The 11,938-nt window shown below is 70.6% G+C and carries 14 protein-coding genes; 7 read left to right on the forward strand and 7 right to left on the reverse strand.

Features of this window, described 5'->3' with window-relative positions; genetic code table 11:
• Positions 1 to 399: 399 nt before the first annotated feature.
• Entirely contained in the window at positions 400 to 1,287 is an 888-nt protein-coding gene (locus ABGB17_RS38465) for a type II CAAX endopeptidase family protein (protein ID WP_347639271.1), read from the reverse strand.
• Positions 1,288 to 1,602: 315 nt separating this feature from the next.
• Here ABGB17_RS38465 and ABGB17_RS38470 point away from each other — a divergent pair, with 315 nt between their 5' ends.
• Positions 1,603 to 2,265, forward strand: a complete 663-nt coding sequence (locus ABGB17_RS38470; protein WP_347639273.1) for a hypothetical protein — start codon at positions 1,603 to 1,605, stop codon at positions 2,263 to 2,265.
• Positions 2,266 to 2,273: 8 nt separating this feature from the next.
• A complete protein-coding gene (locus ABGB17_RS38475) occupies positions 2,274 to 2,840 on the forward strand; it encodes a DUF6529 family protein (RefSeq protein WP_347639275.1) in 567 nt (188 codons plus the stop codon).
• Between the two features lie 7 nt (positions 2,841 to 2,847).
• On the opposite strand, the gene ABGB17_RS38480 is transcribed toward ABGB17_RS38475, so the two are convergent.
• Positions 2,848 to 3,774: a CoA ester lyase gene (locus ABGB17_RS38480; protein WP_347639277.1), complete on the reverse strand. Its 927-nt coding sequence runs from the start codon at positions 3,772 to 3,774 to the stop codon at positions 2,848 to 2,850.
• A gap of 149 nt (positions 3,775 to 3,923) precedes the next feature.
• Here ABGB17_RS38480 and ABGB17_RS38485 point away from each other — a divergent pair, with 149 nt between their 5' ends.
• A complete protein-coding gene (locus ABGB17_RS38485; RefSeq protein ID WP_347639280.1) occupies positions 3,924 to 4,490 on the forward strand; it encodes a biotin transporter BioY in 567 nt (188 codons plus the stop codon).
• 304 nt (positions 4,491 to 4,794) lie between these two features.
• Here the strand turns inward: ABGB17_RS38485 and ABGB17_RS38490 are convergent, their stop codons facing one another.
• A complete protein-coding gene (locus ABGB17_RS38490; protein WP_347639282.1) occupies positions 4,795 to 5,838 on the reverse strand; it encodes an EamA family transporter in 1,044 nt (347 codons plus the stop codon).
• Between the two features lie 132 nt (positions 5,839 to 5,970).
• Between ABGB17_RS38490 and ABGB17_RS38495 the strand changes: the two genes are divergently transcribed.
• The 4 genes from ABGB17_RS38495 (at position 5,971) to ABGB17_RS38510 (ending at position 9,538) form a co-directional block, all read left to right on the forward strand.
• Positions 5,971 to 7,242, forward strand: a complete 1,272-nt coding sequence (locus ABGB17_RS38495; protein ID WP_347639284.1) for a CBS domain-containing protein — start codon at positions 5,971 to 5,973, stop codon at positions 7,240 to 7,242.
• Positions 7,235 to 7,708, forward strand: coding sequence for a DUF1003 domain-containing protein (locus tag ABGB17_RS38500; RefSeq protein ID WP_347639286.1), 474 nt, complete (start codon positions 7,235 to 7,237; stop codon positions 7,706 to 7,708). The genes ABGB17_RS38495 and ABGB17_RS38500 overlap by 8 nt, the downstream gene beginning before the upstream one ends.
• Positions 7,709 to 7,787: 79 nt before the next feature.
• Positions 7,788 to 8,927: an Mrp/NBP35 family ATP-binding protein gene (locus ABGB17_RS38505; RefSeq protein ID WP_347639288.1), complete on the forward strand. Its 1,140-nt coding sequence runs from the start codon at positions 7,788 to 7,790 to the stop codon at positions 8,925 to 8,927.
• 137 nt (positions 8,928 to 9,064) lie between these two features.
• Positions 9,065 to 9,538, forward strand: a complete 474-nt coding sequence (locus ABGB17_RS38510) for a carboxymuconolactone decarboxylase family protein (RefSeq protein ID WP_347639290.1) — start codon at positions 9,065 to 9,067, stop codon at positions 9,536 to 9,538.
• Positions 9,539 to 9,633: 95 nt separating this feature from the next.
• Here ABGB17_RS38510 and ABGB17_RS38515 read toward each other — a convergent pair whose 3' ends face one another.
• The 4 genes from ABGB17_RS38515 to ABGB17_RS38530 form a co-directional block, all read right to left on the reverse strand.
• Positions 9,634 to 10,077, reverse strand: a complete 444-nt coding sequence (locus ABGB17_RS38515) for an SRPBCC domain-containing protein (RefSeq protein ID WP_347639292.1) — start codon at positions 10,075 to 10,077, stop codon at positions 9,634 to 9,636.
• Between the two features lie 3 nt (positions 10,078 to 10,080).
• On the reverse strand, positions 10,081 to 10,449 hold the full coding sequence (locus ABGB17_RS38520) for a metalloregulator ArsR/SmtB family transcription factor (RefSeq protein WP_347639294.1): 369 nt from the start codon (positions 10,447 to 10,449) through the stop codon (positions 10,081 to 10,083).
• Positions 10,446 to 10,904: an SRPBCC domain-containing protein gene (locus ABGB17_RS38525; protein WP_347639296.1), complete on the reverse strand. Its 459-nt coding sequence runs from the start codon at positions 10,902 to 10,904 to the stop codon at positions 10,446 to 10,448. Before ABGB17_RS38525 ends, ABGB17_RS38520 begins: the two co-directional genes overlap by 4 nt.
• 94 nt (positions 10,905 to 10,998) lie before the next feature.
• Entirely contained in the window at positions 10,999 to 11,697 is a 699-nt protein-coding gene (locus tag ABGB17_RS38530; protein ID WP_347639298.1) for a hypothetical protein, read from the reverse strand.
• Between the last annotated feature and the right edge of the window lie 241 nt (positions 11,698 to 11,938).

Raw genomic sequence — 11,938 nt, forward strand, 5'->3', positions numbered from 1 at the left:
GGGGCGGGTGGGGTGTGGTGGAGGGTCGGTGGGGGGGTTTGGGGCGGGTGAGGGCCGGGGTGGGGTGTCGTGTGGTGGTGGTCGGCGGAATCGTCCGGCGACCATCGTGACGAGAGCGGGTCGTGGGGGCCCGAGGCCACGCTCAGCACCTCCTCGTCGGCAGCCTAACCCAGTTTGATAGCCGTGATTCGGGACCGTTCCACCGAACCTCCGCGCATCCGGTGTGTCGGCCACAGATCCGCTGTGATCGTACCGATACCCACCCGTGCCCGTTGATCACACGACCGAGCCGCCTCGCCCTCGCCGACAGCGTGCACCTCCCTGGGGCCGACCGCCGGCCCGTACACCTTCCAGGGCAACACGCCGAGGGCCTTTCTGGCGAGACCTCTCTAGTCAGATTTATCTAGAGAGCGTCGGAATTGCCCGCTTTTGGGCGATTATCAGCACCCCAACCGCGAACACAGCCAACTGAACGACCGTCCCCGTGACCGACTGCCACGGCACCGCCCCCTGTTTCAGCGCCTCCCCGAGGTCCCCGGAAGCCGCCGCCGGCAGGAAGCTCACGACGTTGTTCAGCACGTGCAGCGCGATCGGCGCCTCCAGCCCCCCGGTGCGCACCGCCAGCCACCCCATCAGCACCCCGAAGCCGAACACGTCGAGAATGCCCCAGTCGGTGTAGGCGTGCAGCAACGTGAACGCCGCCGCCCCGATCACGATCCCCGGCCAGGGCGTCGTGAAGAACGTCCCGAACGCCTGGAGCAGCCACCCCCGGAACATGTACTCCTCGGCCGCCGCCTGGAACGGCACCAGCAGCAGGACCACCACCAGCGCGGGCAGGAACCGCTCCCACCCCACCCAGCCGAACATGCCCTCCAGCCCCTCGCCGCTCAGCCCGAACGTGAGCATCATCGCGACCTGCCCGAGGATCATCGCCACCAGCGCCACCCCTGAGCACATCAGCAGCCACTTCCACCGCAGCCGCCCGCCCACCGACGACAACGTGCCGGGCCTGCGCCGCTGCAGCCACGCCACGCCGAACACCACCGGCAGCACCAGCGTGATGGACAGCAACGCCACGGCCAGCTCGAACACCGGGTCGCCGAACAGCCGCTGCTCCGACATCACCACCGGCACGCCGGCGATCTGGGCCACCACCGCCCCGATCGTGATCACGACGACACTGATCAGCAGGTACGCCGCGGCGACGATCACCGTCCCGAGCACCGGCCGCCACCACCGGTGCCACGGCGTGCGCCCGAGATGGTCGTACCGCGTGCCGCTCGGCACCGGGACGGTCCACGGCGCAGGCGCGGGCGCGCCTCCCCACGGCGCCGGGCCTGGCGCCGGCGTCCCGTACGCGGGCGGCTGTCCAGGGCCGTACCCCGGATACGCCGGAGGCCGCCCCTGCCCCTCCCCCGGGGGCTTCCACGGCTGCTGCGGCTGAGGCCCGTGTGACGGTTCGTGCATGTCCGTCATTCTCCCCACCTGAGCGGTGAGCCGCGCCGGTAAGAACACCGTCCGCTGTGCGCATTTCTTCATAGACGCCGGCGTGAAACGGCCGCACGCTGCAAAGGCATCGTCCGATTCTCCCAGGAGCAGATCATGAAACGGCTAGGGCCCTTCCACACGCTGGCCGCGGGAGTGATGTTCACGGTCGCCCTCGCCGCCCTCAGCGTGGGCACCACCCCGGCGACCGAACCCACCGCCGCCTCCGTCCCGCCCCCCACGTCCCAGCCTGCGACGCCACCCGCCCCGAGCCCCGAGCCCACGGCGACCGCCGAGGCCGACCCCACCCCCAAGCGCGCCGAGTACGCGGGCGTCGCCCAGCGCAACGGCGGCCTGGTCGCGCTCTCGATCAAGAACGGCAAGGCCATCGCCTACTTCTGTGACGGCCGCATCGAGGCCTGGCTGAAGGGCACAGCCAAGGACAACACCGTCACGCTGACCGGCAAGAACAACGCCCTGATCACCGCGGCGCTCGGCGGCGGCGGGGCCGAGGGCCGCGTGCAGGTCGGTGACGCGAGCTGGCGCTTCGCGGCCCCGCGGGTCAAGAAGCCGTCCGGCCTGTACCGCGCGAGTGCCGTCGTGCGGGGCGCCCGGGTCGTCGGCGGCTGGATCAGGCTCCCCGACGGCCGCCAGGTCGGCCTGGTGGACATCGCGGGCACGCCGTCCCCCGCGCCGGCCCTCACCCCCGGCTCCCCGGTCACCGTACGCGGCGTGAAGCTCGTGCCGCGGGACACCGACGCCTTCATCGACGAACTCTGAGGATCACCATGACCATCCCTCAGCCGCAGCCGGCCGCCCAGAAGACCCACGCGGCGCCGTACCTGGTGCCGCTCCTCGTCGGCAGCCTGGTCGCCGTCGCGCTCGGCGTGTACGGCCGCGCCCACACCCCCACGGGCTACGCCGTCGGCCTGGCCGGCTTCTCCGGCGCGCAGGCCATGAAGTCCTGGCTCACCACCGGCACGCTGCTGCTCGCCGTCGTGCAGGTCGCCTCGGCGCTGGTGATGTACGGGAAGATCCCGGGCGTGCGGGGGCCGTCCTGGATCGGCGGGCTGCACCGGTGGTCCGGCCGCGTCGCGTTCCTGCTGTCGGTCCCGATCGCGTTCCACTGCCTGTACGCCCTCGGCGCGCAGTTCGACGTGCCCCGGGTGATGATCCACTCCCTGCTCGGCACGTTCTTCTACGGCGTGTTCGTCGCCAAGATGTTGTGCCTGCCCAAGCGGGACCTGCCCGGCTGGGTGCTCCCGGTCCTCGGCGGGGCGGTGTTCACCGCGCTCGTCGGGCTCTGGCTGACGTCGTCCTTCTGGTTCTTCACGACGTTCGGCATAACGCTGTGACGCGAGGTCAGGACGGCGGGGTGCGCCGCATGCCCGCCGCCCGGCCCTTGGCCGCCACGACCAGCGCCATCTTGCGGGACGCCTCGTCGATCATCTCGTCGCCGAGCATCACCGCGCCCCGGCCGTCCACCGTGGTGGCCCGCTCGTACGCCTCGAGGATGCGCTCGGCGTGGTCGTAGTCGTCCTGGCCGGGTGAGTACACCTCGTTGGCCGCGTCGATCTGGGACGGGTGCAGCACCCACTTGCCGTCGTAGCCCAGCGCCGCCGACCTGCGGGCCACCTCGGCGAACCCGTCGAGGTCCCTGATCTGCAGGTACGGCCCGTCGATGGCCTGCAGCCCGTACGCGCGTGCGGCCATCAGGATGCGCATCAGCACGTAGTGGTAGGCGTCGCCCTCGGTGTACCCGGGCGGCTGCCGGCCCACCACGAGGGTCTTCATGTTGATGGACGCCATGAAGTCGGCGGGCCCGAACACCAGCGTCTCCAGGCGCGGCGACGCGGCGGCGATGGCGTCCACCTCGACCAGCCCGCGTGCGCTCTCGATCTGCGCCTCGACACCGATGCGGCCGACGGGCAGGCCGTTGGCCCGCTCGATCTGGGTGAGCAGCGTGTCCAGCCACGAGACCTGCCGGGCGTCCTCGACCTTGGGCAGCATCAGGCAGTCCAGCCGGTCCCCGGCGCCCTCGACCACCTCGATCACGTCGCGGTAGGTCCACGCGGTGGACAGGTCGTTGACCCGCACCACGCGGGTGCGGCCGGTCCAGTCGCCGTCACGCAGCGCCGCGACGACGTTCTTCCTCGCCTGCTCCTTGGCGCCGGCCGCGACGGAGTCCTCCAGGTCGAGGAAGACCTCGTCGGCGGGCAGGCCCTGCGCCTTCTCCAGGAAGCGGGGGTTGCTGCCGGGCACCGCGAGGCAGGAACGACGGGAACGCATGCGATCACCGTAACCCCTCACGCGGGCGGGGCCGGGCTGTGGGGGCGTCACAAAGCCCACGCCCGGTTCTTGGCGCGGACGTAGCAGGGATATGTCGGTAGATGTCATGACAATGGAACCCTGGAACTTGCGTAGAGAAGAGATGAACGATGAGCAATGCGCACGCGGCGGCCAGACCGGCCGTCCTGTCCGACCTCATTCCCGGCAAGCTGGTCAGGGACGTCGTCCTGGTGGCCGGTTTCGCGGGCCTGACCGGCGTCGCCGCCCAGGTGGCCCTCCCGCTGCCCGGCACCCCGGTGCCGTTCACCCTGCAGACCTTCGCGGTGCTGCTCGGCGGCGCGGCGCTCGGCCTGCCCCGGGCTTTCCTGGGCATGGCGCTGTACTTGCTGGTGGGGCAGCTCGGCGTGCCGTGGTTCGCGCCGTCCGGCGGCAACGCGACGCTCGGGTACGTCGTGGGCTTCGTGCTGGCCGCCTCGGTGACCGGCGCCCTGGCGAGCCAGGGGGGTGACCGCACGCCGCTGCGCACCGTCGCGACGATGACCTTCGGCACCCTGCTGATCTACGTGGTCGGCGTGCCGTGGCTGATGGTCGCCACCGGCATGGACCTGGCCGCCGCCATCGCCGCGGGGGTCACGCCGTTCCTGATCGGGGACACCGTCAAGGTGCTGGTCGCCGCGGGGCTGCTGCCCGCCGCCTGGAAGCTGTCCGGGCGCTGACGATTCCGGCGAAGGCCCCGGCCGGGGACCCCGGCGGGGGCCTTCGCCGTCGTACAGTGCTCTGTGTGAGCCTTGCACTGATCGAGGAGGGCGCCCGCAAGTCGGGCATCCTGTGGATCACGGTGGGCGGCCGGGACCTCGCGGCCTGGCACGTCTGGCACGAGGGCGCCATCTACGTCGTGACCGGGGGCGGCGAGCAGCCCCTGCCCGGCCTGGTGGACGCGTCGCGGGTGCGGGTGACCCTGCGCAGCAAGGACAACGGCGCCCGCCTCGTCGCGTTCGACGCCGACGCCGAGGTGGTCGATCAGGCGTCGCCCTCGGCGGCCGGGGCGCTGGCCCTGCTGGCGAAGGAGCGGCTCAACGCCGTCGACTCGCCGGGCCTCGCCGCCCGCTGGGCCGCGGAGTCCTCGGTGGTGCGGCTGACACCCGACGTGGCCGACTGAGCGAGCAGCGCGCCCGCCAGCACGACGGCGCCGCCCGCGATCTGCGGCACGCCGAGGTGTTCCCCGAGCAGGAACCACGCGATCAGCGAGCCGGTGACCACCTCCAGGGACGCGAACGTGGCCCCGATGGCCGCCGACAGGTGCCGCACCGCGTACACACCCGTGCCGTACGCCAGCACGGTGGCGACGCCGATCAGCACGAGCGCGGCGGCCACCGCGGGGAACGTGTGGCCGGACACGGTGACCGCGCCGCCGAACGCCGACCACGGGAGGTCCCAGGGGGCGGCGAGCGGGGTGAGCACGAGCGCGGCGCCGGCGAGGCCCCAGGCGATCAGGCCGAGGGGGTGGACGTCGGACGCGTACCCATCACTCATCAGGAAATATCCGGCGCAGCACGCCGCGGCGACCAGCCCGAGCGCCAGCCCGACGCCGTCCAGGGCCAGCCCTCGCCACACCTCCACGACCACGCACAGGCCGGCCACGACCGTCGCCGCCCCCGCGTAGGCGGCGCGCGGCAGGCGTATCCGCCGGACGGACCGCACCCACACCACCACCAGGACCGGTGAGCTGTACTCCAGCAGCAGCACGACGCCGACCGGCAGCCGGGTGATGGCCAGGAAGAACAGCGCCTGCACACCCGCCACCGCGATCAGCGCGTAGGCGGCGAAGAACGGACCCCGTCCCCGGGGGATGCGCAGCGCGCCCGGGCGGACCACGGCGAGAACCACGGCGAGCAGCACCGCGGCGCCCGCCATGCGTACCCACACCGCCTGCAACGGGGTCAGGCCGGCCGCGCCCACGAACTTCGCCGCGGACCCGGAGAAGCCGAAGCACCACGCCGAGACGACCGCCGCCACGAGTGCGGCGCCCCGCGCGCCCATTCTCCGGTCGTAATTACCGTTCATGCTTTTTGATGCTGTCACAGACGCTTCGAGAGCGGCAACCCGGCTTCCGCGGGACGAGACACAGACTGATTGAGATGGCTTTTAGGCGGCCCCGTAGCGCGCACCCCGCTCCCTGCTCGTAGGCTTCCAAAGGTGAGGATCTTCATCGCCCGGCTGGCGGGGACCGCGGTGTTCGATCCCGCCGGGGACCGCATCGGCCGGGTCCGTGACGTGGTGGTGGCCATGCGGCCCAACGACCCGCCGCGTGTGCACGGCCTCGTCGTGGAGGTGATGCCGCGCCGCCGGGTCTTCCTTTCGATCACCCGGGTGCGGGGCATCGAGGCCGACGCGGTCGTCTTCACCGGCACCCTCAACATGCGGCGCTTCGAGAAACGCGCCGTCGAGACCCTGGTCATCGGCGAGATGCTGGACCTCGCCGTCGAGGCCGGCGGTGAACGCATGACCGTGCTCGACGTCGCCATGGAACGCACCAGGACCGGCGAATGGCTGATCACCAAGGTCGCGGTGCGGCGCGCCGGTCGTGGCCTGCGGCGGCGCGGCGAGACGCTGGTGGTCGACTGGGCCGACGTCCAGGGCTTCGCGGCCGTGCAGGGCGACCAGGGGGCCGCGAACCTGCTCGCCGCCTTCGAGGAGACCCGGCCCGCCGACCTCGCCAACGCCCTGCGTCACCTGCCGGACAAACGGCGGGCCGAGGTCGCCGCCGCCCTGGACGACGAACGGCTCGCCGACGTGCTGGAGGAACTGCCGGAACGCGACCAGATCGGCATCCTCAGCAAGCTGGACGGCGACCGCGCGGCCGACGTGCTCGGCGCGATGGACCCCGACGACGCCGCCGACCTGCTGCAGGACCTGCCGCCCGCGCAGGCCGAGGCGATGCTGGCCCGCATGAAGCCCGACGAGGCGGACCCGGTGCGCCGGCTGCTCACCTACCCCGAGAACACCGCGGGCGGCATGATGACCAGTGAGCCGATCGTCATGCCGCCGCACGCCACCATCGCCGAGGCGCTCGCCGAGCTCCGGCGGCAGGACCTCACCCCCGCGGTCGCCGCCGTCGTGTACGTCACCCGGCCACCGGCCGAGACGCCGACCGGCAAGTTCCTCGGCGTCGCGCACTTCCAGCGTCTGCTGCGCGAGCCGCCGTCCTCACTGCTGGGCGGGGCGATCGACACCAGCATCGACCCGATCCGCCCGGAGCTGCCGCTCCGTCAGGTGACGTATTACCTGGCCACGTACAATCTTGTCGCGGCGCCCGTGGTCGACGAGAACGGCCGGCTGGTCGGGGCGGTCACGGTGGACGACGTGCTCGACCACCTGCTGCCCGAGGACTGGCGCGAACACGACGGGCAGCCCCCCGAGGGCGAGACGACCGGCCACGCCGGGCCGGAGGTGCGCGGTGGTGGTTAACCGGCTGGACCAGCCGCGGGAGCTACGCCGCATCCGGCCCCACTACGACCCCGAGGCGTTCGGGCGGCTGTCCGAGCGGTTCGCCCGGTTCCTCGGCACCGCCAGATTCCTGGTCTACATGACCGGATTTATCGTGATCTGGGTGTCGTGGAATTGGCTGGCACCCGATCACCTCGTGTGGGACCCCTACCCCTTCATCTTCCTCACGCTGATCCTTTCCCTGCAGGCCTCGTACGCCGCGCCGCTGATCCTGCTCGCGCAGAACCGGCAGGCCGACCGGGACCGGGTGCAGGCCGAACGCGACCGGCTGGCGTCCGAGCGCAACCAGGCGGAGGTCGAGTACCTCACCCGCGAGATCGCCGGGCTGCGGCACGCCCTCGGCGAGCTGGCGACCCGCGAGTACATCAGGGACGAGCTGGAGCACATGGTCGAGGAGCTGCGCGGGCGCGGCGCCCAGGACCGGTAGCTTTCGCGTTGGCTTGTCTTGGGTGTCCACAGGGAGACCACGGTTCGTCCAATCGGCCCTGGGTTCGTAGCATGGATCCATGGCACCCACCCCAGAACTGGTGACGGCCGCTCTGGCGACGGTCAACGACCCGGAGATCCGCCGGCCGATCACCGACCTTGACATGGTCAAGAGCGTCGATATCTCCCCCGACGGGGTGGTGCGGGTCGGCGTGTACCTCACCGTCGCCGGCTGTCCCATGCGCGACACCATCACCCGCGACGTCACCAACGCCGTCGCCAAGGTCGAAGGCGTCACCCGCGTGCACGTCGACCTGGACGTGATGAGCACCGAGCAGCGCAAGAACCTCCAGACCCGGCTGCGCGGCAACCGCGGCCCCGAGAAGGAGATCCCCTTCGCCAAACCCGGCTCCCTGACCCGCGTCTTCGCGGTCGCGAGCGGCAAGGGCGGCGTCGGCAAGTCCTCCGTCACCGTCAACCTCGCGGCGGCCATGACGGCGAACGGCCTCAAGGTCGGCGTGGTGGACGCCGACATCTACGGCCACTCGGTGCCCCGCATGCTGGGCGTGGACGACCGTCCCACCAAGGTCGAGGACATGATCATGCCCCCCGTGGCGCATGACATCAAAGTCATCTCGGTCGGCATGTTCAAGCCCCCCGGCAACAACCCGGTGGTCTGGCGCGGCCCCATGCTCGACCGTGCCCTCCACCAGTTCCTCGCCGACGTCTTCTGGGGCGACCTGGACGTCCTGCTCATGGACCTCCCCCCCGGCACCGGCGACATCGCCATCTCGGTGGCCCAGCGCATGCCCACCGCCGAGATCCTCGTCGTCACCACCCCCCAGCAGGCCGCGGCCGAGGTCGCCGAACGCGCCGGCTCCATCGCCTCCCAGACCCACCAGCAGGTCGCCGGCGTCATCGAGAACATGGCCTGGCTCCCCTGCCCCCACTGCGACGAACGCATCCCGGTGTTCGGCGAGGGCGGCGGCCAGTCCGTGGCCGACGGCCTCACCCGCATCCTCGGCACCCGCGTCCCGTTGCTCGGCCAGGTCCCCATCGACCTCCGCCTCCGCGAGGGCGGCGACAACGGCAAGCCCCTGGTCCTCACCGACCCCGACTCGCCCGCCGCCACCGAGCTCCGCCAGATAGCAGCGGCGCTGAGCAAGAAGCCCGGCTCTCTCAAAGGCATGCGCCTGAACCTCTCCCCCACCGCCAAGTAGCCCCCCCGCGCCGGCGGAGGCCGCCGACACCCCGGCCACACGGGGAGAGACGCAGATCACACTCGTCCCTGTCACATCTCGCCGAGCTGTCCAGTCAGAGAGGTGTAACCACCAGCATCGGCGAGTAGGAGCTCCCCATGGATGCCCGGCTGAACCTCTTCGGCAACCAGCACGCCACCAAGATCTTGAAGCACATCGTCTCGGCGAACAAAACGATCTCGGACTCAGGACTCCCGGCCGCGACACAGGAACTGGTGAAGATCCGCGCCAGCCAGATCAACGGCTGTGCCTTCTGCACCGACATGCACACCAAGGAGGCCGCACACGCCGGGGAGACCCAGACGCGCCTCAACCTGGTCGCGGTCTGGCGAGAAGCCAAGGTCTTCACCGAGGCCGAACGCGCCGCCCTGGAGCTGACCGAGCAGGGCACCCGCATCGCCGACGCGGCCACCGGCGTGACCGACGAAGTGTGGGCGAACGCCGCCAAGCACTACGACGAGGACCAACTCGCGTCCCTGGTGTTCCTCATCGCCCTCATCAACGCCTTCAACCGCGTGAACGTCATCGTGCAGCAGCCCGCCGGCGACTACCAGCCCGGCCAGTTCGCATAACCCCACCGAGACCATCGGCAGCCGGCCGCCCCGGGCCCCGCAGGGACCCGGGGCGCCGCCCTCACAAGCACCGATCAGCCCGTGGCCGCCGAGGCTCAATGCCAGTCACTGATCCTGACGTCGTCCGGCGCGGGCCTGCCGCGTCCCGACTCCACGAACTCCTTGAGGCTCATCAGGAACATCGCCCACTTCGTGCTGCAGTGATGCATGAACTCCACCGGCTCACGCCACCCCACGTGCTCGAACAGGACGATCGTGTACTCGGCGCGCTGGTCGAAGCGCCAGCCGACCTCGGTACCGATCCACTCCTCCGGCCCGTCGGTGACCCGCCACCGCACGCTGCCGGACGGATCGAGCTCCAGGACCTCCATGTCGAAGCCGCCGACCTCGCCGAACCGCAGGACCAACTGCCCGCCGACCTCGCTCTTGCCCACCGTGTCGGCCGTCCACCAGCCGGCGATGCCCTCCGGGGTCGCCACCGCCCGGTAGACGTCGTCGAGCGGAGCGACGACCCCGACCCGATGCAAAATATCCACCATTTCTCATCCTCCTTGGTTGTTGCCGCGATCTTGGTTGTTGTCGCGATCGCGTTCGATCGCCTCGGCGATCCGCTTGATCCGCCGGAGCCTGGCGTCCCAGGTGGCCCCCACCGCCGCCAACTGGGCGGCGGCCCGGGCGAGCTGCGCCTCGTCCACGTGGTAGCGGCGCTCACGCCCCGCCGGCGCGGAGTGCACCAGCCCCACCCGGTCCAGTACGGCCAAATGTTTCGAGACGGCCTGGCGAGTGACGGGCAGCCGCTCACTCAGTGACGTCGCCGTACCCGGCCCCCCGGCCAGCAGAAGATCGATCATCGTGCGCCGGACGGGATCCCCGATCGCCGACCACAAATCGTCATCGGCCGCCGCACTCACGAGGCGGAGACCAGCCGCGCGACGTACGTGCCGAGCGCGGGAACGTAGTGCTCCCACGCACTCGCGTGCTCCCGGTACTGCTCCTCCAGGACCGCGACCTCCCACCCCATCTCCCGGAACCCGGTCTCCGTCATCCGGACCCGCGTCCCCTCCCCGTCCGGCACCAGATCGAAGGTCACGAGCAACGAGTCCCCACCCCGATCAGGCTCCGAGAAACACCACCGGAAGGAGAACCTTTTCGGAGGCACGACCTCGACCACGGCCAGCGCGACCGTCGTCGTCTCGCCGCTCTCCCCGTCCCGCCACACAAGCTCCCCAGGCGCCCCCGCGACCGCCTCGAACCGCGCGTCGTCCGGCCACCACTCCCGCATGTGCTCCGGCCTGCTGACCACCTCGAACACCACCTCAGGCGAAGCCTCGACATGGATGTCGCGCTCAATGGATCCGTACTCCATCCCACCCAACCTTTCGCAACCTTTGGTTGCGAAAGACTACCGCGAGCACCTCTTCAGATGCAACCTCTTGTTGCACGTCGACGTGCCGGGGCAGTCAGCCCTTGTGAACGATCACGCGCTTGCTCGCCCCCGGAAACACCATGACCAGGATGTGCTGCGGAAGGTCCTGGTCCCACACAGGCTCGCGATAGTGCACCCGCACCCGGTAATGCCCCTTGCCCAGGAAGGCCAGATCGGGCACCGCCCCCGGCCCCGACATCGGGGCCACGATCACGAAGTCCCCCGTAGGACTCTCATAGCCGACCTCGACCACCCTGTCCCACCCCTCGACCTCGACGGGCGGCCGGCGCCGGTAGGTCTCCCCCGTCAGGCAGATCTGCGCCTCCGCACTGGTCCCGATCACCAGATACCCGGTCGCGCTCCCCACCAAGGCGTGCTGAAGAACAGGAGGCTCCCCCGACGACGCCTCGTGATCCTCATACGCCGTCAGCCCGATCTCCGACCACACCATGTCCCGAGCGACACCGACGGTCTTGATCAGCGGCCGATGCCTGGCCCGGTCACACGCCGCCTGATTCGCCGCGTTCGACCGATCGATATCCGCCTGCTCGGCGGCAAGCCGCCGGTCCCACTGCCGTGCCGCCGGCGGACAGATGGCGGCGATCAGCGAGAGGTCCACCCGGCGATCCGGATAAGCCGCACACTGCTCCCGCCCATAAGCGAGAAGCTGGTCATCGGGAACGGCCGGAAAATAGCGCCGCGCATTACACAGAAACCCCAACTCCCCCCGCATCGTCAAAGGCTCCCGCCCCCCACAGGCCTCAACCCCGGTGACCGGCCCACCCCGAAGATCCCCGACAGGGACAAACCCCAGCACCAGACCCACCACAACCCCAACAGCCCCCCGCCTGACCCGCCGACCCCAAGCAACCCACCATCCCCACCCCCGAGGCACCCGAACCGCCATCAACGCACAAATCCCACCCCCCATGAGCGCCCCACCGACCACGAAGTACTGCGCCACTCCCCCGAAC

This window comes from Sphaerisporangium sp. B11E5, from assembly GCF_039871875.1.
Taxonomy (GTDB): Bacteria; Actinomycetota; Actinomycetes; order Streptosporangiales; family Streptosporangiaceae; genus Sphaerisporangium.

What these genes read in the sequence shown, in the direction of transcription:
- ABGB17_RS38470 (WP_347639273.1), top strand. Translation starts at nt 1,603, where the DNA reads ATGAAACGGCTAGGGCCCTTCCACACGCTGGCCGCGGGAGTGATGTTC.
- ABGB17_RS38475 (WP_347639275.1), top strand. Translation starts at nt 2,274, where the DNA reads ATGACCATCCCTCAGCCGCAGCCGGCCGCCCAGAAGACCCACGCGGCG.
- ABGB17_RS38480 (WP_347639277.1), bottom strand. Translation starts at nt 3,774, where the DNA reads ATGCGTTCCCGTCGTTCCTGCCTCGCGGTGCCCGGCAGCAACCCCCGC.
- ABGB17_RS38485 (WP_347639280.1), top strand. Translation starts at nt 3,924, where the DNA reads ATGAGCAATGCGCACGCGGCGGCCAGACCGGCCGTCCTGTCCGACCTC.
- ABGB17_RS38490 (WP_347639282.1), bottom strand. Translation starts at nt 5,838, where the DNA reads ATGAACGGTAATTACGACCGGAGAATGGGCGCGCGGGGCGCCGCACTC.
- ABGB17_RS38505 (WP_347639288.1), top strand. Translation starts at nt 7,788, where the DNA reads ATGGCACCCACCCCAGAACTGGTGACGGCCGCTCTGGCGACGGTCAAC.
- ABGB17_RS38510 (WP_347639290.1), top strand. Translation starts at nt 9,065, where the DNA reads ATGGATGCCCGGCTGAACCTCTTCGGCAACCAGCACGCCACCAAGATC.
- ABGB17_RS38515 (WP_347639292.1), bottom strand. Translation starts at nt 10,077, where the DNA reads ATGGTGGATATTTTGCATCGGGTCGGGGTCGTCGCTCCGCTCGACGAC.
- ABGB17_RS38525 (WP_347639296.1), bottom strand. Translation starts at nt 10,904, where the DNA reads ATGGAGTACGGATCCATTGAGCGCGACATCCATGTCGAGGCTTCGCCT.
- ABGB17_RS38530 (WP_347639298.1), bottom strand. Translation starts at nt 11,697, where the DNA reads ATGCGGGGGGAGTTGGGGTTTCTGTGTAATGCGCGGCGCTATTTTCCG.